The following is a 25,373-nucleotide window of genomic DNA, read 5'->3' on the forward strand; positions in this document are numbered from 1 at the left end:
TCCTTAAAGAACCCATGTCATCAGATTGAAAATTCAACACTATTAATATTGCACATACTATAAAATAGCCACTCCATATTCCATTATCCTCAAAAATACGTGAAATACGTAGTTGATTTAGTTTTTCATATATTATATGTACGTATAATTACTTATATTTGAATTATAAAATTGTGGATTATGAAAAAACTTATTGTTATCGGAAATGGAATGGTCGGATATAAGTACTGTGAAAAACTAGTAAATTCTAATCGCAGTGACGAATTTGAAATCACGGTCTTTGGAGAAGAATCTAGACCTGCATATGACAGGGTTCATTTAAGTGAATATATGAGTGAAAAGTCCGCTGAACAACTATTATTAGCTCCAACCAATTGGTATAAAGAAAATAATATTACACTACATACCTCATCATTAGTATCACAGGTTGATCCACAAAATAAACAAATAACCACCTATAAGAATGAGATCTTCCAATATGACTCTCTAGTATTTGCTACGGGATCTTCAGCCTTTATCCCCCCTATTAATGGCCTAGAGAAAAAGGGTGTCTTTGTTTACAGAACACTCGAGGACTTGGATGCCATAAAGTCCTATGCGAATCAATTAAAAAAACAAGGAAGAAATGAGGCCGTAGTTCTAGGAGGTGGCTTACTTGGCCTAGAGGCTGCCAATGCAGCCAAGGCATTAGGATTAAATACCCATGTTGTGGAATTTGCACCAAGGCTGATGCCCCGACAGTTAGACAAGGCAGGAAGTAATTTGCTTGTGAGCAAAATCCAAGAATTAGGTATTGAAGTTCTCTTAGAAAAATCTACCAAAACCATTTTAGGGGATTCCTCAATAAATGGGTTAGAGTTTAGCGATGAGTCCCAGTTAAAATCCGATATCTTGATTATCTCAGCAGGGATACGTCCTAGGGATGAACTAGCCAAAGCGGCAGGCATTACAGTAGGAGAACGCGGAGGGATCCAAGTGGATGAAAAAATGCAGACATCTGAAAAGGATGTTTATGCCATTGGTGAGGTAGCTCTTTACAATCAATCCATTTATGGATTAGTAGCACCAGGATACGATATGGCCAAGGTAGCGGTTGCCCAATTATTACAGGAATATGAAACCACCATGGATGCTCACATAGACCTATCCACCCAATTAAAACTCATTGGGACTGAAGTAGGAAGTTTTGGCAATCCTTTTATAAGTGATCACAGTGTGTCTGTAATTACTTATGAAAACAAATTAAAGGGCATTTACAAACGGATCAATGTCAGCAAAGATGGTCATAAACTATATGGTGGGATCTTAGTTGGTGACACCTCCGATTACAACACGCTGTTCCAGCTATACAATAATTCCATGAAACTTCCGGAAAACCCAGAAGACCTCATTCTAGGATCGCGAGGATCCAACACAGGGTCTGCAGGAAATATTCTAGAATTACCTGATACTGCACAGGTTTGTTCCTGTGAGAGCGTTAACAAAGGACAAATATGTGGATTAGTAGAAGATGGTAGTTGTAATAGTCTCTCAGAGGTCATCGACAAAACTAAGGCTACAACTGGATGCGAAGGATGTAAACCAATGGTAAGCGAATTAGTTGAAGTCACCTTAAAATCTCTTGGTAAACAGGTCAAAAAAGATATATGCGAACACTTTAGTTTTAATAGACAAGAACTCTATGATTTAATTAAAATCAACAAAGTCACAACCTTTGAACAGGCCATAGAACTCTTTGGTAGCGGGAGTGGTTGCGAAACTTGCAAACCGCTTCTTGCTTCCTTATTTTCAAGTATTTATATGGAGACTGCTAACAAACAAGTTGAAATTCAGGATTCAAATGATCGCTTTCTAGCGAATATTCAAAGAAATGGCACCTATTCAGTTGTTCCTCGTGTAGCTGGTGGTGAAATTACCCCAGAGAAATTAATTTCTTTGGGAGAGGTCGCTCAAAAATTTAACCTCTACACCAAGATAACCGGGGGACAACGCATCGATATGTTCGGAGCTCAATTACATGAGTTACCATTAATCTGGGAAGAACTTATTGAGGCGGGATTTGAAAGTGGACACGCCTATGGCAAATCATTACGCACCGTTAAAAGTTGTGTAGGTTCTACCTGGTGCAGATTTGGTATGCACGAGAGCGTGTCCTTTGCCATTGAAATTGAAAACCGATACAGAGGCCTTAGGTCTCCACATAAACTCAAAGGTGGTGTATCGGGATGCATACGAGAATGCGCTGAGGCTAGAGGAAAAGATTTTGGTCTTATAGCCGTAGAAGGAGGTTGGAATCTCTATGTATGCGGCAATGGAGGTGCTAACCCTAAACACGCCATATTACTTGCAGAACAACTCGATGAACAGACCTGCATTAAGTACCTAGATCGCTTTTTGATGTATTACATTCGAACTGCCGCTCCACTTATGAGAACAGCAGCTTGGCTTGAAAAGCTCGACGGAGGAATCGACTACCTTAAAAAGGTTGTCATAGAAGACTCCTTATCCTTAGCTACTGAATTAGAACAGGAAATGCAGAGTTTAGTTAATCGCTACCAATGTGAATGGAAACAGGCCATAGAAGATCCGCAAATGATCAAACGATTCAAGCACTTTGTCAACTCAGATCAAAGTGATGATAACTTATCCTTTGTGCCTCTTAGAGATCAAAAAATGCCTAGAGCATGGCGCTAAAAGAAACTACAATAACAACTTACTAAGCTGTGAAACTATAAACCATAATAAAAAATAAAACGATGGAACAACTACTTCAACAATATGACACTGTAGCTCAAAACAAAGTTATTAATTGGTTTAAAGCGGGATTGACCTCAGATTTTCCAGCAAATTCCGGCGTGTGTATAAAATACAAATCAAAACAAATAGCGGTATACAATTTTAGAAGAGTTAATCAGTGGTATGCTTGTCAAAACCTCTGCCCTCATAAAATGGAAATGGTTCTCTCTAGAGGAATGATCGGAGATTTAAGTGGTATTCCAAAAGTAGCCTGCCCATTACACAAAAAAACTTTTTCACTCGAAAGCGGAGAAAGTCTATGTGGAGACCAGTTAAAATTAGCGACCTACCCTGTTAAAATTGAAAACGAAAATGTGTATATTGGCTTTGTAGATTAACTTAAAAAGAAAAATGGATCAAGATAGATTTAAGCAAGCCATCCAACAGATAGACCAAATCAATGAGCAAGACCCAAATACTGAACTATACAAAGGCAAAGATGACCCCAAAGAATTAGTGTATTCCCAGCGCATGACTGACACCCTTGAGAAATTTGTTCCTCAGGCCAAAGAAAGTCTAAAAATCGCAGCAAGAGCACAACACATTGGACGTTGGAAAGTTGACAGACAAGCCTACTCTATGGATCGTGCAGGATATCTAAAGTGGCGAACAGATCTCAAAAAAATGCATGCAGATCTAACAGTTGCAATTTTGCAAAAAGTGGGTTATTCAGATGAATTTACAACTGAGGTCAGTGATTTAATTCAAAAAAAATTACTCAAAAAAAACGACGATGCCCAAACACTCCAAGATGTAGTTTGCCTTGTGTTTTTAAAGCACTACTTTGTTGAGTTTTCGCAAAAACATACCGAAGAAAAACTCATTGGTATCCTTCAAAAAACGTGGGCCAAAATGTCTGAAAAAGGACGCAATGCAGCATTAGAATTGGATTTAGATATAACTGCTCGCGCCTTAATTGAAAAAGCCTTACAACAATAATTAAAAGTAATGAGTGCGGAAAAAACGCTAGATCGCATAATTTATAAAAGACTACAAAGACTTTTTATTATAACCCTTATATGCCTTAGTGTTTGTTATTTGGCGGGCTTTGTTTACCTCTTTGCTCAAGTCAAGAAAGTTGAAAGCAACTATTCCATTCAGGGTTTTAAAGATAGACCTACCTTCTTAAGCATTATCGATAGGCCTGAACCAACAGAGGTACCAGTAGAAGAAAGCCCAGATCAAAAGATTATTACTACACTAAACACTTCCATTGCCAATTGGCAAGTACGTTTGGATACCTTAAAACAAAACATCCAGAAAGTACAAGAAAAAAAACAGTCTCCTTCCGCTATAGAACCCTATTTTAAAGACTATATCAACGCAAGTAAAACCACAATAGATCAAATTAAAGCCTTAAATTTTCATCCCGATATACAACCTCAAATCAATGAAGTTTATAAAATTGAGAATAGCTATCTGCAACAAATAAAGAGCCTTTCTAGCAATTATGATAATCGTACAGATCAAATCTCAGAAAGTTTAAAAGCCCAATTAATTCTATCGTGCTTTCTAGGCGTTTCACTTATTACAATTGCCTATTATCTTGCACTAAAACCCAGTACAAAATACATTAGCCGAATTATAAAACAGTTATTAACATTAAATAAAAACGCACAAGAAAAAGTTCGCCGTGCTGATATTCTAACTCAAGAGAAACAAGAGACTGTTAAAGCATTGCAGACTCTTAATACCGTAATGGAACAAAGTCTTCTCTATACTAGGTTAGATCCACAAGGATATATCATCAGTGCAGGAAGCAAGTTTTCTAGATTTTTCAATTTCAATCCTAACGATCCTGAAGTTCAGTTTTCCACCTTAATAGCCAAAGAAGAAAGAGACCAAGAATACATTAACAACATCATACACACCCATAAAAATACTGGGTGGCAAGGCGAAATAAAAGGAAGCGATTCCCAAGGAGAGCCGCGATGGTTTGAGATTTCTATTAACCCCTATCACAACGAAAATAACAACGAAGCCTTACTTGTGATATGTTTTGATATCACTGAGAGAAAAAAAGCCCAAAATCAAATAAGCAAACTCACCAAAGATCACTTTGAATCTGAGATGGACCGGCAGAAAGAACTCTCTTCAAAAATTATAGAGAGTCAAGAAAAGGAGCAAAATAGAATTGCCAAAGATATTCATGACGGCATTGGGCAAATGCTAACGGGTTTAAAGTTCACCATTGAAAGCATTGACCCTAATAACATAGAGAGCACAAACAAAAAAATAGAACAGTTAAAAGAATTGAGCGCTGAAATCATCATTGGAGTTCGAACGGCTACTTTCAACCTTTCTCCTCCTGAACTTGTCGACTACGGTATAGCTGCTTCTCTTACCAATTTAAGTCAAGAACTATCTAAATTTACGGGTAAAGAAATCCTCACCATAAACAAAACAGATTTTAATTCAAGACTTGATCCCTTAGTTGAAATCAACATCTACAGAATCGTTCAAGAGGCCGTAAACAACGCAATTAAATATGCGGAGTCTTCTCATATCGTAATCACGATATCACATAGTGAGGATATGTTAAGTATCGTGGTAGATGACAACGGAAAAGGCTTTGACCTTGATGCCATAGCCACCCAAGAGGAACACGGTGGAATGGGACTTACCTTTATGAAAGAACGAATAGCATACATAAACGGCCGCCTGTATATTTCCTCTAGTGAAAAAGTAGGCACGCGTGTAACGATAAATATTCCCCTTTTAGTGGATTTAAATTAAAATACGTATTTTTCTCTACTTTTGTACTTAGAAACAACGATGATGGAAAAAATCAAACTAATCCTTGTGGATGACCACCCACTGGTAATCACCGGAATAAAAGCTATGTTAGAGGATTCAACAGAATTTGAAATTATAGGCGATGCCTATGATGGGCAACAAGCCTTATCACTGGTTGAACATCTTATTCCCGATGTACTGGTTCTAGATATTAGAATGCCAAAACTCACTGGAATAGAAGTTGTAAAAGAATTAAAATCCAAAGGTTCTCCCATTAAGACTTTATTGCTTTCGATGCATGATTCTGAAGAGTATGTACTTCACTCTATTAAAGCGGGTGCAGATGGTTATCTTTTAAAAGGAGCGACCAAAGAAGAAATAGTCAAAGCATTTCGCATCATTGCAAATGGGGGTAAATACTTCACAGGAGAGGTTTCTGCAAGTATTATCAAAAATTTCACCACCCAACGACCACAACAACCAAAGAACGACTTTAATCTAACCAAAAGGGAGCTGCAGATATTAAATTTAGTTCTAGAGGGCCTAAGCAATCAAGAAATAGCCGATGCTTTAGAAATCAGTAAACGAACTGCCGAGGTACACCGTTTTAATCTCATGAAAAAAATGGGCGTTAAAAACCCTATGGAACTTGCCAATAAAGCCCGTGAATATCAATTAGGGTAAAACTATATAGTACCCCATTCCGAAATTATGAATTTAAAGCACCTGATTTTCTTATTTATACATTTTTACTAGTCACTTTTTCTAATGTGACAATTCTTCTAAAATAATTAATTCTCATTTTCAAAATTTAAGTATTTGTACTTAATTTTAAACAAAGTAATGTAAAGTACACTCGCTCATCGATTAATTTTATTAAGCGTCCTGGGGGACTATGTAGATTTTAAAAAACAAGCATTTACCACTCCCTTAATATCATCAAAATCAATGGGGTAAAACTAAGAATATTTAAAAACAGTTGCCCGAAATTTTAGAGTTTGACAATTCTTATAGCTGCTGTTTTTAGTATAAAATTATTTAGTGAAATTAGTAAAAAATCATGCACATGAGAGGGAATGAAACAGTAAAAACAACATGTTCCTATTGTGGTGTTGGATGTGGAATTATCGTCACAAAAGACCCTCAAGGAAAAGTAGAAGTTAAAGGGGATCCTGATCATGAAGTAAACAAAGGAATGTTGTGTTCTAAAGGCATGAATCTACATTACGTAGCCAACGACCATTCGGATAGAATCCTCTATCCTGAAATGCGGTGGAGTAAAATGCATCCTACACAGCGTGTAAGTTGGGATGATGCGTTAAGGAGAGCCTCCGCGGTATTTTCTTCAATGATAAAAAAATATGGTCCAGATAGCGTTGGGTTTTACATCTCAGGCCAGTGTTTAACCGAGGAATATTACATTGCCAACAAACTTACAAAAGGGTTTTTAGCAACCAATAATATAGATACCAATTCAAGACTTTGCATGAGCTCCACTGTGGTTGGTTACAAAAACACCTTTGGTGAAGATGCGGTGCCTTTATCCTATAAAGACATAGAGCTTGCTGATTGTTTTTTACTTGCAGGGGCCAACCCTGCTTGGTGCCACCCAATTCTCTTTAGAAGAATTGAAAAACATAAAGAGAAGCATCCCGAGGTTAAAATTATTGTGGTGGATCCTAGAAAAACCGATACAGCAAATTTCGCAGACCTTCACCTTCAGTTAATTCCTGGAACCGACATCGTGTTGTATAACGCTATAGGGAGGAGGTTGTTAGAGCGTGGATTAATCGATTATGAGTTCATAAAAAACCATACAGATAACTATCAAAAATATAGAGAGCAAATACTATCCATAAGTTTAAAACAAGCCGCTAAGATTTGTGGGGTTAGTGAAAAGGATATAAAGAAGGCCGCAGATATTATCGGATTATCTGAAAGGTATATTAGCATGTGGGCTATGGGTTTAAATCAAAGTGTTATTGGTACTGACAAAAATGTAGCTCTTATCAATCTTTCCTTAATTACAGGTCAGGTTGGCAAACCAGGGGCAGGCCCTTTTTCACTTACAGGGCAGCCCAATGCCATGGGGGGTCGAGAAGTCGGTGGAATGGCGAGCTTATTAGCTGTCCACAAAGACTTAAATAACCCAGTACATCGAAAGGAAGTCGCCGACTTTTGGGGCGTTAATAAGATCTCATCCAAACCTGGATTCTCTGCCACAGAAATGTTTGATGCCTTAGAAAAAGGTACCTTAAAGGCCATTTGGATCATCGGAACCAACCCCTTGGTGAGCATGCCCAACTCAAGACGAGTTGAAAAGGCCTTATCCAATGCTAAATTCGTTGTAGTTCAAGACATTTCTCATAAATCTGATACTACGAAATTTGCTGATTTACTTCTGCCCGCAGCCGCTTGGCTAGAAAAAGAAGGAACTATGACCAATTCAGAGAGAAGAATCAGTTATTTACCAAAGGTACTCCAAGAGCCAGGTGAGGCAAGAGCTGATGTTGAAATTCTTTGCGATTTTGCCAATTATATGGGGTTTAGAGGATTTAATTATCAGTCAAGTGAAGAAATTTACAGGGAATATTGCCAGATGACAAAAAACACCAATATTGATATTTCGGGACTTAGTTACTTTAGGCTCAAAAACCAAGGTAGTATGCAATGGCCCATCCCTACTCCAACACATCCTGGTACTGCACGCTTATTTGAGGATCGCAAGTTTTTCACCCCAAATCAAAAAGCGAAGTTCAATGTTCCATATAGTGTAAATAACGCCTCTATTGGCACTAGTGTTCAATACCCTTTAATTCTGACCACAGGACGCATCAGAGACCAATGGCATACAATGACTAAAACGGGGAAAGTTGCACGATTAAAAACGCATTACCCCTACCCCAGAATTGAGATCAACCCAGTTGATGCATATATCCACCATATTTCACATGGAGACATCTGTGAGGTAAAGAGTAAAAATGGGACCATCCGCTTAAAAGCTAAAGTTACCGATGCCGTTAGAGAAGGGGTTATATTTGCGCCCATGCACTGGGGGAAAATTTTGCAAAGCGACCTTGGTAGAGCAAACAACTTAACCAATACTATTGTCGATCCACAATCCAAAGAACCTGATTTTAAATTTACTGCTGTTTCCATTTCCAGGTACGTAAAACCAGTAGAAAAGATTGTGATCATTGGAGCTGGTGCCGCGGCCTTTAGGTTTATTCAAAATTACAGAGACCAAAACACCACCGATTCAATTGAGGTGTTCTCCCAGGAGCCCCATCCATTTTACAATCGTGTATTACTTCCAGAATACATCAGCGAAGAATTATCATGGACACAGCTTGAGAAAATAAAAAAAGAACAACTCGACAAGCTCAAGATCAACCTGCATCACAATAGTCATATAACGGCCATAGACAGGGACCAGAAAACCATTATCGATAACCACCAAAGACACTATCGCTATGACAAACTTATATTAGCAACAGGAAGTAGCCCGTTTGTGCCTTCCAACGTGCAACTCGAACTTCCTGGAAGGTTTACCATAAGGACCAAAATCGATGCCGATCGTTTTAAAGAGCACCTTGGTCAACTCCAGCTTCCCACCTCTCAAAAGCATGTAGTTATAGTTGGAGGTGGTTTACTAGGCTTGGAAATGGCCGCTGCCCTCAAACACCAAGGCCTTAGAGTTACTATCATACAGCGATCCTCCCGCCTTATGGAACGTCAATTAGACAAAACCTCCAGTACACTATTATCCATGGATGTACAAGAAAAGGGAATCCAAATTTATTTTGACAATGAGGTCAGTACCGTATTTAATCATACAGAAAATCAAGAATTATCAATCACCCTTAAAAGTGGCAAAATCATTGGAGCACATGCGATAGTTTATGCTATAGGGACGATTCCAAATATAGCCCTAGCTAAAAAAGCAAAGTTAGATTGTGGTAGAGGGGTTAAAGTGAATGAGCATTTACAAAGCTCTGACCCCTCTATATTTGGAATTGGAGAAATTGCCCAATTTAACAACCAATTGTTCGGAATAACAGATGCCGCTGAGCAACAGGCCGATATATTGGCCAACTATATGGCTGGAGATATTAGCAGTGTGTATAACGGATCAGTACTGATGAACATCCTAAAATTCAACGATCTAGATTTGTGTAGTATTGGAGAACTCAAAGTCCCTGAAAATGATCCATCTTATGAAGAAATTATTTTTTCTGATTTTAATAAACGCTATTACAAAAAATGCATCGTCAAGGATGACCATTTAATTGGTGCCATCCTAATGGGAGATAAGAACGAATTTGCGCAGTTCAAGGAAATGATTTCAAATCGACTTGAATTAGCCGACAAGAGAAATCAATTACTACGTTCTACAGCTAACGATAAACAAGTCAAGGGCTCCCTTGTTTGTTCCTGTGGCCAAGTTGGACTTGGGAATCTTCAGGAAGCTATACAAGCCGGAGAGCAAGATTTTAACTCATTATGTAAAAAGACAGGCGCTGGTCTTGGATGTGGTAGTTGTAAAACAGAAATAAGAGAATTACTCAATAAACAAACCGCATTAATTTGATCGTATGGAAAAGGACTATTACCGATTACTCATAAAAGGCGGAGTTCTCTCACCTGGGGAACTAAAAATGATCCTAACAACACTCATGGATCAAAAGGTAAAACATATCAGTTTTGGCTCAAGGCAAGACATTTTGTTTACAACAGACATACCTGTTAAGAATTTCAACTTTAATGGGGATATAAGTTGTGTAGATCCTATGCATAAAGAAGAAGAGAACATAGTTTGCTCCTACCTTTCCACCGATATTTTAACCACAACACCCTGGCTCACAAGTGATCGCTATTTATATCTGTTGGAACAGTTTAAATTCCATCCTAAACTTAAAATAAACATTGTTGACCCCTTGCAGTGTTTAGTTCCTTTGTTTACTGGTCACCTTAATTTTATAGCCTCTAACCATGAAGATTATTGGTATCTCTACCTTCAAATGCCCGACTGGGAATCAGTACAGCTTTATCCCGCATTAATATACAGTTGGGACATGGCAACTATTTCCAAAACCATTGAAGATCTGGTGTTGGAAGAATTGGAATCTGTAGACCTACTTTTTGAGCTTATAAATGATAGTACAGATACTAACAACAGAACCATCAATAGTCCTTTAAATACTTCCTTTCATCCATTTCTCTATTATGAGGGCATGAACAAAATGGGAACCAATAAATACTGGTTAGGTTTATACTGGCGCAATAACAATTACGATCTCCCTTTTCTACTTGCATTATGTGAGCTTTGTGCAGAATCGAAGATCGGGAAAATATGCATCACCCCATGGAAGTCTTTTATCATTAAAGGCATTCCAGCAGAGGCTAAACTAGAGTGGGAGAAATGTTTAGGAAAGCATGGTATTAATGTTCGGCATTCTCAATTAGAACTCAACTGGCATCTTCCCGTGGGGGATCAAAAGGCGCTTAAACTTAAAAACTATCTGGTGTCTAAATTAGACAGTTATGATATTAGCACCTATGGTCTGACCATTGGAATTACAAGGAAGCACGACAAAGTGTTTCATTTCACTTCCATTGTAATTCAGTGCAATCCACCGATCTATAGTCAGGCCAATCTAAAATTAAGAAACACTTACAGTGTACGCCATGCTAAAGATTTCAATCCCAATACCAGAACTTATAAAACCTATGCGCTACATGTCGATAAGATAGAATTACCTGGATTATTAATGGAGCTGAGTAAGGCGTATTTTCAACAGCTCGGTCAAACCACAGAAGAAACCGATAAATCATTAAAAGATAAAAGTAACAAGCAAACCAAACCACTTAAAGAAAAACAGGTAAATCAGTGCAGTAACTGCCTAACTATATACGATCAAATGTACGGAGATATACAACAAGACATCCCTCAAAACACACCATTTGAACAATTACCTGAGCATTATCACTGCTCCCTATGTGAGGCTCCAAAATCAGATTTTAACCCCATAAATCAGGCAGTAACACCTATAAACTAATCATAAAAATGAGTTCGATGGTCTAATGCTGTGTTTGCCCTCTTAGAATTTTAAAGACATGTAATAAATGTGGAAATACTGCTTTCATTGATTCACTAGCCCCCTTGGTAGAGCCTGGAATTGCCATTACCAAACAATTCCCAATAGTACCCACTAAGCTTCTAGAGAGCATTGCAAAAGGCACTCGCTGTTGACCATATGCTCTTATCGCTTCTTCAATCCCCGGAATTCTTCTGTGAATAAGCGGCTCTAGAGCCTCAGGTGTGACATCTCTTAATGACAATCCTGTTCCCCCAGTATAGATTAAAAGGTGATGCTCCTTAGAAAGGCTAGTGGCGCATTGAGAAATGATTTCCTTTTCATCAGGAATCACTTGGTAATGATTTACCTTTATCTGATACTTTTCAAGTTCTGCAATTATAGCCTTCCCTGCAGCATCTGTTTTGGAACCATCAGAAATACTATCGGAACAAACTACCACAGCAGCGGTGAGTCCACTTGGAAACATTCGTTTATCGGTTGAGTAAGGGCTATTACTTTTTATAATTTGAGGAGCACCGATTCTGACCTTCCCCTTTGAACCGATGAATTCTTTAAGACTTAAGCCCGCAACGGAAATACCATAAAGGGCTTGAGTTTCAATACCTGTTTTGTGTATAGCTTTTAGCTGAAGTTGATATATCAGTCGATCATCTTGTTGTTCTTGTGAGAGTGAAATAAAGTCAAATGCCACTACGTGTACCCCAGGAATTACCGTGGATGAATTTTTAACAGCCAGTTCTGCAGCTACTTGAATTTTGGAAAAAGCAGTATCATTATAGACTTGCCGTGCCATTTCATCCATTTCGATTACAATCTGAGCTATGGCCAAACAATTTGCTGTAATATGATCTCCTATATCTTCCATAATAATTCTAGAATTTTCGATTAGCTGTTCACCTTCCACTGATGGGTCTGATCTTCGAATATTTCCTTACCAAAAATTGGAACTTCAGCCTTGATGCGGTTTACAATATGCTCAGTTGCTTGATAAACTCCTTTGCGGTGAGGTGAAGAAACAAAAACAAAAAAGCAGATTTCTCCCACACCTACCCTTCCCAAACTATGGTAAATGTGCATACAGCTAAGGTCAAATTTTTCAAAAGCCTCCTCTCGAATTTCATACAGCTTTTGATCGGCCATCCCTTGATAGGTCGTGTATTCAATAGCCGAAACAACTTTACCCTCTTTATTATCAGCTCTAATTTGCCCTAAAAATATATTGTGTGCTCCAATGCTGTGTTTGGATTGGTGTTTTGCAATAGATTCTGCAATAAATTCAGGTGGTATTGCCCCTTGTATAAATACATTTTTCTTCTTCCGCTCCATAATATTATTTTTCCTTTTGGTAAAATTACTGAACTATATCCACATATTGAACCTCATCTCCAATTTCAACAGCTTCCATATCCTCCGGCACATAGATCAAAGCATTGGCCTGAATTAAACTCTGTAGTAAGGACGAACTTTGATTGGAAAAAACATTTAGATGTCCATTTAAACACTCTCCTCTTAGAAACAACGCCTTACCGGAGTTGTTTACAATCTTTTGGTCAGTTACACCTTTTTTAAAACTCGAGATGCTTTTTCCCAAAAACCGCCTAAGTGCTGGTAATACGTATATTTGGAAATTTATAAAACATGCTGCTGGGTTTCCTGGAAGTCCAAAAACTACCTTATCGTTTTTTAAACCAAAGTAGATTGGTTTGCCTGGTTTCTGATTGATTTTGTAAAACTGTTCCTCTACATCATTAGCCTGAAATGCTACCCGCATTAAATCGTAATCTCCTACAGAAATACCGCCGGTGGCTACTATAAAGTCATGATCATCAAGTAGGTCACCTACCATTGCAACACTGGATTTAGTGTCATCCTCAACATAATAGAATGAGATGTCATCAACTCCTACCTTTTGAAGTAACAATTTCAAAATATAAGAGTTGCTATCGTAGGTTTTGGCCTGCTGCCATGGATCCCCAGGTTGTAGAAGTTCATTACCGCTAATTAAAACAGCTACGCTAGGTTTTTTATAAACCATAAGCTTTGCCACCCCTAAACCAGCCAAAAAAGAAATTGCAGCAGTATTGAGTTCATCTCCCTTTGAAAGCACACGTTCTCCTCTCTTTATCTGCTCGCCTTGGGTCTTAATATTAGTTTTCTCCTGAAATTTAACTACCTTAATCGATGAATTAAAAACCTCAACATGCTCTTTCATAACGACCTTATTGGCCTCTTCAGGTACTCGGGCTCCAGTGTAAATTCGGACGGCTTCTCCTTGTCGTAATGAAACTTCCATATTGGAACCGGCTTGAATTTCTCCTTTTACAACAAATTCCTCATGACCCCATAGACGAACTGCGTATCCATCCATAGCTGATTGTCTAAAAGGTGGTAAATCGATATCAGAAACTACATCCTGAGCTAAAACATAACCATGAGCTTCTGTAATACTTGTCTCAATAATAGTATTGGACATAATAGATTTTTCGATATGAGATAATGCCTGAGCGACAGCAATCATGCCAGTTTGTTTAATAAAGTAAATTTAAAGAATTATTGATACCAACTTAGTGTTTGGCATCAGGAAGTTGGAGACAAATTTACTGTTCTATCCAATCAATCACACTCTTATCCGTAGGTAAGGTTTTAGGAGATATCACCTTGGCAAGCTGTCCATTTTCATCAATTAAATATTTTTGAAAGTTCCACGCCACTTCTGAATCCTCAAGACCACTTTTATCCTTTTGGGTGAGAAACTTATACAACGGGTGTATGTCATCCCCTTTTACTGAAATCTTGCTCATCATTGGAAAGCTAACCCCATAATTGGCTTGACAGAATTCAGCAATTTCTTGGTTAGATCCAGGTTCTTGGTTGGCAAAATTGTTTGCTGGGAATCCAATAATTACGAAGTTCTGAAATTTATAGGTATTGTATATACTTTCTAATAATTCATATTGCGGAGTTAACCCGCATTTACTTGCAGTATTGACAATCATTACCTTTTTCCCTTTTAATTCACTTAATGGAAAATCATCACCGTTGATATCCTGAACGGTAAACTGATAGATAGAAGTGTCCTTCATTTCGTTTACATTTTGAGCATTTACAATCGCGCAGCACCAAATTAAGCTTAAAACTAGTATATTTTTCACAGTTAATTTATTTAAAAACAAGGTACAAAACTTTGTAGAAAAACAACACTTAAATATTCCTAAAATTTACAATTCACAAGCGTGAACTGGCAACAGAAAGTATTTCACGAACTCTAATTTTCAATGAATTAGGCGACTTGATGGTAGCATAATCTGCAAACATTAAGTACCATCTAGCAAAATCATTTTCAATATTAGAACTTAAAAAAGTCATCTCAACTTCTTCTCCTTTAGGAACCTCAGCAACCAAACGGTGATAGTTCGTCGCACTGCGCATATAACGAGCTACTCTTTTATCTACCAAAAGAACAATCTTGGTTTGTTCACGTTCCACGTGATTTGGTCTGTAGTCATCCAATTCACCATGTTCAAGAACATTAGGTATTTGAGTGCGCTTAATTTGAAGCATCCGATCTGTTCTAAACTGCCGATAATCCTGGCGTAAATGACAATACGCCATTAAGTACCAATAATTATGTTCATGAAATAAACCCACGGGTTCAATATGTCGCTCACTAGGGTAATCAGCCTCTAAGGCCTGGTAGGTTAAAAATAATTGTTTTTTCTCTGCAATGCTCTCAAAGATAATTTCTAGAGCATCTGGGATATCCTTATTAAATAACCCCTGTCGTCCATCAATACACACATTAGATTCTATAGCATCGATCCAGTCTTTTTCTCTACCACGTAAAACTGATTTAATCTTATACATGGCAGATTTATAATAAGCTCCCAAAGTATCATCAGTAAACTGTTCCATTAGTTTCTCCGCTGCAACAAAACTTCCAGCTTCCTCTTTGGTAAACATCACTGGAGGTAACCTATATCCTTCCATAATACTATAACCGACCCCTGCTTCACTCACAATAGGAACACCAGAGGATTCTAAAGTTCTAATATCCCGATAAATCGTTCTCAAGCTCACCTGGAAGCGATCTGCTAGATCCTGGGCTCGAACGATTTTTTTAGACTGCAATTGAATGTGTATGGAAACGATTCTATCGAAACGTTTAACGCTTTCATCACTCATAACTGATCGACATATACTCCAAAGATAAAACATCCATTGGAAGTACAATTCTTTAAAGGACATTAGTTTACATTTAGCATAAAGTAATTATAGTCCATCATAGGAACATTATTATACCCTAAACTCCTTCCCATACTGCTAATTTGCCCACGGTGAAACGCGGCATGATTAACTACATGTAAAATCAATTCAAATCGTCTCTGGAACGACTCAAACCATGGACTCTTAAGGTGAAGCTTTCTTTCGAGATCGTTCTGATTTAATGCAGACACATAGTTCGAAAATTGCAATGAAATAGATACAACACCATCCATGAGTTCATAAAATGGCAACTCATCATAAGCTTCTATAATTGAGTTTTCAGGTGGGTCAACCCTATTACATTGTTCATTTTTGATGATCCTTAACCAAAACTCTTGGGAATGCAAAACGGTTCTGAGCGCTAAATCAACTTCTGAAAAACTAACAGAATGTAATTGTTGAGACTCACAAACTGATTCTTCCCGTATCCAATCAATCAAAATTTTGTTTGCCCAATAATGATATCTAGAATAGGATTTTATTAAATTCTCTATGGACGGTTGATTTAAACTTACTTTAGGCATGGTCTTCATAACGTTTTGATTTTAATTCATCACAAAGAAAAAACCAGCTAGTGACAACCCCTTGTCAACATAGTAAAGAAGGTTAAAAATGAGCTAATACTAGAAAAATTTACAAACTGTAATTACTACTGACACACCCTTGTCATATACCAATCTTAATTTTGAATTGAAATTAAAAACCAATAATAAAAATACCAATTCATTTATCATGGAAAATTCAAAAACACAAACAGTACAAGCAACAGTAATGACACCAGAAGAACTATTAAACCACTGGCAAGGACATCGTGGACTTACCCGTAGAACCATTGAAGCGTTTCCTGAAGAAGAATTCTTCACACATAGCATTGGAGGCATGAGAACCTACGCTAAACTTATTCAAGAATTGTTAGCCATTGCAGGTCCTGGAATCAAAGAGATTGTAGAAAAAAACACCGGAACATTTACCGAGCCAGAATATCCCAATAAAAAAGAATATTATTTAAAAGCTTGGGATGAAACCACAGATATCATCAATGAAAACTTCGCTAAAATAAAACCAGAAGATTTTCAAAAACAGATCAAACTCTTTGGCCAATATGATGGGACGATCACCTCTTCTATTATGTATTTTATAGATAATGAAATACATCACAGGGGTCAAGGCTATGTATATTTGAGAAGCTTAAATATCGAGCCTCCATTTTTTTATGAACGATAAATCAAAAAAAGACACTATCTCAAAAACGAACAGTGAACCTAATCCGGAGGATGATCTTATTATCCTCTGGATTAAACTTTTAAAAGGGGGATTTTATGAGTAAAATACGTTATGATAACAAAAAATACTAAGCTATTTATTACTTGAATAAATCTGAATGGGAACCTATTTTTATCAACTTGATTATCAGTGATCTTTGTAATTACCCTTCAATCGATGAGGCATTATTGACTTTGGTAATAACGCCACTCCTCCATTTTTCAAGCTTTTTTGGCACACAGCTGTTGCCTTGTACTTTTTTTGGAAGTTTTGATTTTATTAAGGCCTTTTTTAAAATTGGCGGTAGGTTCTAGTACCCACATCTAATCACAAGTATCATTGGGCACATCTCCAATATCTTGATGAAGCAAGTTTTCTATATAAATATTTAAGCTCCAATGAATTGGGTTTAGCCATGATTCAAGTGGTTATTAACGAAATATTAAATAGCTTACGTATAGAAAAAATTTAAAAATTATTTCATTTAATTCGTTTATTTTTATTTAAAAATTAATGTCATGAGAAATTATAACGAAATAACTACAAATACTTATTAAGAGATTGCAAAGAACTGTTTGCAAGATTTTCAGGTGGTGTTTCAAAGCATAAAATTTTCTGGGAAAAATGATGTCAAAATAAAGATTCAAGAAACAGATGAATTCATAACAACAACCAAAAAGGCAATGGCAATACTTTCTACTATAATTGAAAATATGGCTGAAGGCAAATCGATCTCAATAGTCTCTTCCAAATCGGAGTTAAGCACACAACAAGTAGCTGAAACACTCAATGTATCAAGGCCTCATGTAGTAAAACTATTAGAGACTACAAAAATTCCATTTAGAAAGGTAGGGAGTCATAGAAGGGTGTTGTTAAAAGATGTTATCGAGTATAAGCGACAGCTTGCTAAGGAACGAGATGCACAGCTGGAGTTTTTATCCAATCAAGCACAGAAGTTAAACTTGGGATACGAATGATAAACTCTGGTCACACAAATAGAGGGGAGGGCAGTTTTGTACCCAGATCCATTGCAAAACATCCGGTGTCTTAATATTGTGAATTGTTTTCAGAATACTATCTTAGTATGGAATTCACAGGACCTTCGCTAGAGTCAGAGAAAAACAGCCGTTGTGAATTGCTTTCAGAATACTATCTTAGTATGGAATTCACAGGAACAATAAAACAAGACAGAGATGGAAACTAGTTGTGAATTGCTTTCAGAATACTATCTTAGTATGGAATTCACAGGAATGACCTAATCCACCCACAACTAAGGCTAGTTGTGAATTGCTTTCAGAATACTATCTTAGTATGGAATTCACAGGCAAAAGGGAACACATACTCAATCACTATGTGTTGTGAATTGCTTTCAGAATACTATCTTAGTATGGAATTCACAGGACGAAATTTACGACCATGAAATTAACAATTGTTGTGAATTGCTTTCAGAATACTATCTTAGTATGGAATTCACAGGTTGGTCGAATTTAGATACCTTGTCATAATGTTGTGAATTGCTTTCAGAATACTATCTTAGTATGGAATTCACAGGAAGAGCAGGGACAGGATATGATAGATATGAGTTGTGAATTGCTTTCAGAATACTATCTTAGTATGGAATTCACAGGACCATCAGAACCATAAACATAACAACCATTGTTGTGAATTGCTTTCAGAATACTATCTTAGTATGGAATTCACAGGAGATCTATCTCTATAGGTTGAATATTTTGCGTTGTGAATTGCTTTCAGAATACTATCTTAGTATGGAATTCACAGGGGCATCGTTAACGGCGAGATATTGCCTACCGTTGTGAATTGCTTTCAGAATACTATCTTAGTATGGAATTCACAGGCTTTGTCAATATGTCAGTATCAGTATATGTGTTGTGAATTGCTTTCAGAATACTATCTTAGTATGGAATTCACAGGATGTCAGTATATGTCAGTATGTCAGTATGTGTTGTGAATTGCTTTCAGAATACTATCTTAGTATGGAATTCACAGGCAGTATCTTTGTCAATATGTCAGTATATGTGTTGTGAATTGCTTTCAGAATACTATCTTAGTATGGAATTCACAGGATACCAGCCGTAAAAAACTGGCATCCTGTGTTTTAAATCCAAATTCAGGATTTAAAATCAGAATGAAAAATTATGATTCGGCACAAGGATGTTTGCACATTTTTGATCCTATTTGGTATAAAACAAAATGCACAAAAACAGAAAAATTAGAGTAATTCTTCAACGATTATACTAAAACAATTCCAATTGTTGATTGGGTTTTTCGAGGGTAGTTTCCTTTTTCCCATGAAAGAGTTCCATCATTCCAAATTGCTTGTCTGTAATCTGCATGATGCAGACTTTCCCTTTTTTTGGTAGGGCATTTTTTGTCCTTTTTATGTGAACAGCTGCATTTTCTCTACTGGGACAGAATCTCATGTAAATACTGAATTGAAACATATTGAAACCATCATTAAGTAGATTTTTTCTAAACCGAGAGGCCGTTTTCCGATCTGTAATAGTTTCGGTTGGTAAATCAAAAAACACTAGTACCCACATACTTCTATATTGATTTAATCGTGAAAATCTATCCGTTTGCATGACAACACTTCAATAGTTCTATAGATGCTCTTTATAAACTTTAGAAATCAGGATACAGTACCTTTCTACTCGAGCCTGCAAAACACTCTTGAACACTATTCGTTGTACGACTCATGGCGATCATTAAGGGGCTAAGCTTACCCTCTATTTGCACATCGATGGTCGGTATCTTTAAAAGTTCTGATTTTATATTTTTAGACAATTCTTCAATATTACAGCCCGTATTAACTATATCAAACACCAAAGAATCAACAAAGGGCCTGTATGGCTCCATGAGGTCGTCAGCCAGACAAAAAGCATTATATTTATTACTATGGAAAATCCCTACTGATGGTAGTAATCCACTACTTACAAGAGCTCGTGCTGCAATCGCTCTTAATATGGCATATCCATAATTTAATAGATTATTAGGAGGTATCCCTTTTTGATTACGACTAAAACCCTCAACCACATCATCATCAAACAAGTTTTGAAAATAATATGCTGCGGCAATTGCTTCTATATTTCCAAGATCTCCACTTTTGACTTCTGTTGCCCATCGTTTAAGTTTTAAGGCATTTTTGGACCGCAACAGCAAATGATTCGCTTGATTGCTGACCTTAGCTGAAATAGTTTGTTGCCATAACTGTTTTTTAAGCGGCACACTTGCATTAAGTTGATATCGAATCCGCTCGGTCTGCTCGGTGTGCCCCACTAGTGGCTGTAAAAAACTACAAGGCAAATGCTGCTTGTCACATGTAATTACGGCGGTCTTATTTTGAACCAATTTCATTAATAGTCCATTGGTAATTGTTATTTGAGGGTCTTCTAATACAACGTATCCTAAATCTTCAATAGGAAGACTTTTCTCAGCATTTTCATCTCCTGGGAATTTAACGATCAGCTGGTCGTTTTTGGTGCTGAGATAAGCAGGATTACCAAAGAAGAGAGTACGTTTTACCATTTCGTTTTAAATTAGTATATTAATACTCACCTACATAAACGATTTCGCCCAGGTGATTAATTCTGACTTTAACGAGATTCCTAAGCCATCCAGTAGATCTGATACTCTTATAGGTAAACTCTAAATCGTTTGTCACAACAGTTTCGAGATGATGGCGAAACATATAATTTTTAGTAGCTATTTTCTGAACTCTATATAAATTAGGCGATATTTTAGCAGCATTCTTTCCATCTGTTAAATCAAATTCATTTGGATCAAAATCATCTGATGGGAACACAAACATTTCATTCTGTTTCATCGTAAATTTGAACTTCCAACCTATATCAGAATTATAAGTTTTATCAATTATTGGCAGCCCCTCATTAACTCTTGTTACGGCCTCAAAAAACGAAACTACCCTTTCTTGCAGATTACCATCTTTGTCTTCATATATACCCACATGATGGTTATTCCCAGTACTCACAAAGTCAACTGGAATTTGCTTTTTATTTTTATCCAATATTTGATCTCCAAAATGATCCTTTCCTTCATGGAGAGACTCAGCATTATTCACGCCTTTAATTGCCACACTTTTCACAGCAATTCCTTTGCTTTTGTTTAACCATATTGGATTTTCTTCTAAATTAGAAAAGGCCTCTTTAAAATTACCTTGAAATTTAATCACACGATCTTTCAATATTTGTTTTACCTTTTCGTCAATGACCTTTTCTAAATGTTTCTCATTTTTAAAATTATCCCCAGATATCTTTTTTCGAATTTTGAATACGTCTTCATAACACACCACCTCTTTAAGCCCTATTCCTTCAATTAGAATTGGATCTATCTTGATTGTTTTTGAATCAAATGCAACTTCAGAGTTATTATCGTATTTAGAAAGATGTTGTAACACAATCTCTCTATGGACTTTGTCCACAATCATTGACGCTCTAACTAAAGTAAATTTATTATTAAGTTTTAAGGGTTTTGGATCAATAAGTTTTATTTTCCCGTACACCGTCTCCTTATGTAGCTGTCCCCTCGGCGTAAGTTGTCTCCTTTTATTATAGTTGTCTTTACCCTTTAGCTTGGTTTTATTCACACTCCATGTGACTACTTTATTCTTATTTTTAAATGAAATTAAGATTGATTCTATCTGGAGTTTGGCTTTCATTCTTAAATCCGATATAGGCGGAATAAATCGCCTTTTACCCATTACATCTTTCCCTATAATCTGATTTTCAATAGACTTAATGGTGCCATGCATTTCATGATGAATATCTTTTCTGGCATTAAGATAATTTAAGTACTGGATATGATTATGAGTCGTAAATGCAACAGCTAAAGCATCCATGGCATGGTGCCTATGGTCATTTCTTTTACTCCATCCCTCTATAACATTAATTGACTTAATTTTCTCTGAACCTACATCAAACCTTTCTATTTTTTTTGTTAAACCAAGTGCTTTGTATTTAGGAAAATTAAGCTCCTTCATTACGTTAATTAAATCCCAATCCTCTCTTAATTTATCGGTTATTTTACCTGTAGTTGGCACTACAGTTTTAAACACCTCTAAAAGCATTTTCCTTGCCTGTTTGGCTATATACTGTGTGTTACGTAGATCACGCTCAATAAATCCATCCACTAATTTGCTCTTTGGAATCATTAGTTTTTTATATTTAGAGGATGAGATTTTTCCATCTTTATGTAATGTTTCAATACGGCCAATATAGCTATCAACATCCTTGGAAAAATCCGTAGACATAAAATCAAAAGCTGTTCTATCCGCTTTTTTCAAATTATCTACCTTGAAAGCCAATGTTTTATTCGAAAAAGAATCATCGAACAACAGAGCTTTTGGAATAATATGCTCTATATCAATCTCATTAGAAAACAATTTTTCTTTTGGGATATATTTATCCCTGAACAAATCCTTATAACCATTAGATGCCAATTCTTCCCAAAGTCGATAACGTATAACATCACCCTTTGTAGGATTCGGGATACCGAACTCTTTGCTTAAGTATTTTTTTATTTCAGCGTTTCTTCGAGTAGCATCTGAAATGTTTTTTGTCATTTGACTTCGCTCTTTAGCCGACTTCTTTAATTCTCTAGCCAGTTCAATCCGAACTTCGTCAGGTTTCCCGTAATTATCAATAACCTGATTAACCACATTGACCATCTGATTAAGAATTTTCTCAACAACCGGATTACGTAGGCTGTTTTTCTTAAGCAACTCAAGCTTTGGCTTTAATTCTCGGTTATCCAACTCATCTGCACTTAGACTATTCGAGTGGTTATATCCTGCATATTGACATGCCTTTGAGTAATCACTCCCATCCCGAAGAAAAGGAAGGATCTTACTAATGGCTTTCGATGATAAATTACCGTAATCAGAAGTAAACCTTAAATTTGAAATTAGAGTACTATATTCTGGTTTAAAACCAAATTTAAGATGGAGCTTCTTTTTTAAAGCAACTCCAGTATTACCATAAGTAAACTTATCCTCTTCTGTTATTTTACTGTTACCTTCCTCTGCGGAGTACAACAAATGCCATAATTGGTAGCTCAGTTGCTGATCCAATTTTTTGCTGAAATCAAAATCCAAAATAGAATCATTGATTCCAATTGAAGAAAATATAGCCTTTAACTCGGATTTAATTTCCAAAGCGCTTTTCTTTCCCCAATTAAACCCATAACCTTCTTCCTCCGCAATCATTTGAAACACATTATACAGAGCTGAATTGGTTCTGTTACCTTCAATTTCTTCCAAATTACACTTCCATTGGGTTAACTTCCCAATTTTCATATATTTCGATAAAATTTTTAGCACTTGATTCGGCTTTAAATCCCCTCTGAGGTTTAATTCATCAAAAACAACCTTTTTCACATCATCCTCCAACTCTATGAACTGAATTATTTGATTACTCTCTGAATTTACAAACTTCAGATTATTGAGAGATTGCCATATTTTAAATTCTTGAAACAATGGAGAAGAACGGGGAATTACCCTTCGTCCAATGGTTCTTATTTTGGTCTTACCTGTCTCCTTTTCCACATAGTTTTGCTGGGTACTTTCAAACTGACAAAAGCTAATTAGATTCTTTTGGGATTTTAACTTACGCTGATAAAATATAACGACATCCCTTATTTCTTGCTTAAGTTCATTTGTTAGTTGAGGATAAAATTTGGCTTGATTTCTCCAAATGACTTCAAATTCATCCAGATAATCTTGCCTGTAAAAAACTTGATTCTTGAGTGAAGTATTTGGATCTTTCTGCAATTGTTTATATTGATATTGTCCTACAGTTTCCTTGTTAAAGAAAAGCTCTTTACTACGATCTGAAATTGCACCTAAATATCCACTAGATTTATTACTATCATTGTTTATATCCTGCAATACGATAGCAAGATGTTCAAGTTCTATTTGTTGAGTCAACGCTTCTTTCCTTAATCGATATCGGGCAAATTTCTGCTCTTTGGCGGACCCTTTAAGTTTAACACCAACAATTCCTAAAGGTTCTTTACAGATCGCCCAAGTTTGACTTTTATTCTTCCCATGGAGTTCAAAAAAAAGTTCCTTAGTAAGTATAAGCGGGTAAAATTCACTTTGTTTTTTCCAAACTAGATTAAATTCTTCCTGTAGATCGGAACGATAGAAATCCGGCAGATGCTTTTTTCCTGACTCCAATAGCCTTAAAACATACTCCCCTGGAGTCATATTTTCATCATACAATAATTTAGCAACCTCCATTCCATCTATGGCTACACCATCATCTTCAGCGTTCACTTTACGACTACTTTTGTACCCTCGTTTCTTATTTATTGATAATAAAATTTTTGCCAGATCCTCCAATGAAACTTTCTCATTAGCCGACTTGGACCTTAGTTTTAATGTTTGATGAGTAGTCTCTTTCCCTACTTCTGTGAGTGCCGTATCCTTGTTTATCAATCCATTTTTCAAGAGGATCTCAATGAGATTTTCTCTACGTAATTTATAACGTTGAAGGTTTCTCCTAGCCCCCCTTTTCAGCGTTCTTTCTGCATTATTTGAGTATGCTTTCCCTCCTTCAAAATTCGTCAATTCATCTACAGTCAGAGGATTTACCCTTACACCCAATTTGATAATATCCGAAACTTCATTTTCATTTTCTGCCTCCTTAACCAAAGCCCAACCGATGCTGTTTGTTCCTAAATCAAGACCTAATATAGTTTTCATTGTAATAGTAGAATTAGTTTTGCTCCTAAATATACAATGAAAAAAAATATCGCAATTACGGAAACCCTCAAACCAAGATTAAAATAAATTTATATCTTTGAAATCTGAAAGCAATTCACAATAAGGATTATTCCGTTGTGAAAACATTCAAATCGGCATTCTTCGGAATGTCGATTTTTTTTATCCAAAAACTTTGGCATTGATCCCTATCTAATTAAATAGACGACAAACATCACTCATAAACCTGGGATTTATCCAAAAAAGACTGCCTTCAGCAGTATTAGAATTGGCTAAGAAGGGAGGTATTAAATGAAATCACGGGAACACCCTCTTGATTTTAGAGTGTAATGAATAAGAAATTCAAATGAAAATAGAAATGGACTATTAGATAGACAGGTTTTAATGCCATTAATTTTAGTACAAAAATTTCGATAATCAATTAATTAATCCCTACGCTATGGATTCATAATCCG

Annotated in this window: 18 protein-coding genes and 1 CRISPR repeat array; of the genes, 9 read left to right on the top strand and 9 right to left on the bottom strand. The window is 36.5% G+C overall.

The window, feature by feature from the left end:
- The first annotated feature begins 180 nt into the window (after positions 1–180).
- From nirB to I215_RS05755, 7 genes are all read left to right on the top strand, one after another.
- Complete coding sequence (gene nirB / locus I215_RS05725; protein ID WP_008991016.1) at positions 181–2,694, top strand: nitrite reductase large subunit NirB; 2,514 nt, start codon at positions 181–183, stop codon at positions 2,692–2,694.
- Between the two features lie 62 nt (positions 2,695–2,756).
- Positions 2,757–3,134, top strand: coding sequence for a nitrite reductase small subunit NirD (gene nirD / locus I215_RS05730; RefSeq protein ID WP_008991017.1), 378 nt, complete (start codon positions 2,757–2,759; stop codon positions 3,132–3,134).
- A 13-nt stretch (positions 3,135–3,147) separates the two neighbouring features.
- Positions 3,148–3,735 carry a DUF4202 domain-containing protein gene (locus tag I215_RS05735; RefSeq protein ID WP_008991018.1) on the top strand — a complete coding sequence of 196 codons (588 nt, stop codon included), beginning with the start codon at positions 3,148–3,150 and terminating at the stop codon, positions 3,733–3,735.
- A 9-nt stretch (positions 3,736–3,744) separates the two neighbouring features.
- Positions 3,745–5,532: a PAS domain-containing sensor histidine kinase gene (locus I215_RS05740; RefSeq protein ID WP_008991019.1), complete on the top strand. Its 1,788-nt coding sequence runs from the start codon at positions 3,745–3,747 to the stop codon at positions 5,530–5,532.
- Positions 5,533–5,574: 42 nt separating this feature from the next.
- Entirely contained in the window at positions 5,575–6,216 is a 642-nt protein-coding gene (locus I215_RS05745) for a response regulator (RefSeq protein ID WP_008991020.1), read from the top strand.
- A gap of 376 nt (positions 6,217–6,592) precedes the next feature.
- Positions 6,593–10,123, top strand: a complete 3,531-nt coding sequence (locus I215_RS05750) for a nitrate reductase (protein ID WP_008991021.1) — start codon at positions 6,593–6,595, stop codon at positions 10,121–10,123.
- A 4-nt stretch (positions 10,124–10,127) separates the two neighbouring features.
- Positions 10,128–11,591, top strand: coding sequence for a rubredoxin (locus I215_RS05755; RefSeq protein WP_008991022.1), 1,464 nt, complete (start codon positions 10,128–10,130; stop codon positions 11,589–11,591).
- A 22-nt stretch (positions 11,592–11,613) separates the two neighbouring features.
- Here I215_RS05755 and I215_RS05760 read toward each other — a convergent pair whose 3' ends face one another.
- The 6 genes from I215_RS05760 to I215_RS05785 form a co-directional block, all read right to left on the bottom strand.
- The gene (locus I215_RS05760; protein ID WP_040459915.1) at positions 11,614–12,498 is read right to left on the bottom strand and encodes a molybdenum cofactor synthesis domain-containing protein; all 885 of its coding nucleotides are present in this window, start codon (positions 12,496–12,498) and stop codon (positions 11,614–11,616) included.
- Positions 12,499–12,518: 20 nt separating this feature from the next.
- Positions 12,519–12,959 carry a molybdenum cofactor biosynthesis protein MoaE gene (locus I215_RS05765; protein WP_008991024.1) on the bottom strand — a complete coding sequence of 147 codons (441 nt, stop codon included), beginning with the start codon at positions 12,957–12,959 and terminating at the stop codon, positions 12,519–12,521.
- Between the two features lie 25 nt (positions 12,960–12,984).
- Positions 12,985–14,151 carry a molybdopterin molybdotransferase MoeA gene (locus I215_RS05770; RefSeq protein ID WP_008991025.1) on the bottom strand — a complete coding sequence of 389 codons (1,167 nt, stop codon included), beginning with the start codon at positions 14,149–14,151 and terminating at the stop codon, positions 12,985–12,987.
- Positions 14,152–14,230: 79 nt separating this feature from the next.
- The gene (locus I215_RS05775; RefSeq protein WP_040459916.1) at positions 14,231–14,785 is read right to left on the bottom strand and encodes a glutathione peroxidase; all 555 of its coding nucleotides are present in this window, start codon (positions 14,783–14,785) and stop codon (positions 14,231–14,233) included.
- Between the two features lie 73 nt (positions 14,786–14,858).
- A complete protein-coding gene (locus I215_RS05780; protein ID WP_008991027.1) occupies positions 14,859–15,815 on the bottom strand; it encodes a helix-turn-helix transcriptional regulator in 957 nt (318 codons plus the stop codon).
- A 62-nt stretch (positions 15,816–15,877) separates the two neighbouring features.
- Entirely contained in the window at positions 15,878–16,429 is a 552-nt protein-coding gene (locus tag I215_RS05785; protein ID WP_008991028.1) for a DinB family protein, read from the bottom strand.
- A 199-nt stretch (positions 16,430–16,628) separates the two neighbouring features.
- Between I215_RS05785 and I215_RS05790 the strand changes: the two genes are divergently transcribed.
- Complete coding sequence (locus I215_RS05790; protein ID WP_040459917.1) at positions 16,629–17,120, top strand: DinB family protein; 492 nt, start codon at positions 16,629–16,631, stop codon at positions 17,118–17,120.
- Between the two features lie 614 nt (positions 17,121–17,734).
- On the top strand, positions 17,735–18,136 hold the full coding sequence (locus I215_RS05795; RefSeq protein WP_008991030.1) for an excisionase family DNA-binding protein: 402 nt from the start codon (positions 17,735–17,737) through the stop codon (positions 18,134–18,136).
- Between the two features lie 75 nt (positions 18,137–18,211).
- A CRISPR array of direct repeats spans positions 18,212–19,243; the repeat unit is 46 nt; unit sequence GTTGTGAATTGCTTTCAGAATACTATCTTAGTATGGAATTCACAGG.
- A gap of 171 nt (positions 19,244–19,414) precedes the next feature.
- On the opposite strand, the gene cas2 is transcribed toward I215_RS05795, so the two are convergent.
- The 3 genes from cas2 to cas9 are packed head-to-tail and all read right to left on the bottom strand — an operon-like array spanning position 19,415 to position 24,900.
- The gene (gene cas2, locus I215_RS05800) at positions 19,415–19,762 is read right to left on the bottom strand and encodes a CRISPR-associated endonuclease Cas2 (protein WP_040459890.1); all 348 of its coding nucleotides are present in this window, start codon (positions 19,760–19,762) and stop codon (positions 19,415–19,417) included.
- Between the two features lie 40 nt (positions 19,763–19,802).
- Positions 19,803–20,705, bottom strand: a complete 903-nt coding sequence (gene cas1 / locus I215_RS05805) for a type II CRISPR-associated endonuclease Cas1 (RefSeq protein ID WP_008991032.1) — start codon at positions 20,703–20,705, stop codon at positions 19,803–19,805.
- A 19-nt stretch (positions 20,706–20,724) separates the two neighbouring features.
- Positions 20,725–24,900 (bottom strand): type II CRISPR RNA-guided endonuclease Cas9, encoded by a 4,176-nt coding sequence (cas9, locus tag I215_RS05810; RefSeq protein ID WP_008991033.1) that lies wholly within the window; start codon positions 24,898–24,900, stop codon positions 20,725–20,727.
- Between the last annotated feature and the right edge of the window lie 473 nt (positions 24,901–25,373).

Source organism: Galbibacter marinus, from assembly GCF_000300875.1.
In the GTDB taxonomy this organism is placed as follows: Bacteria; Bacteroidota; Bacteroidia; order Flavobacteriales; family Flavobacteriaceae; genus Galbibacter; species Galbibacter marinus.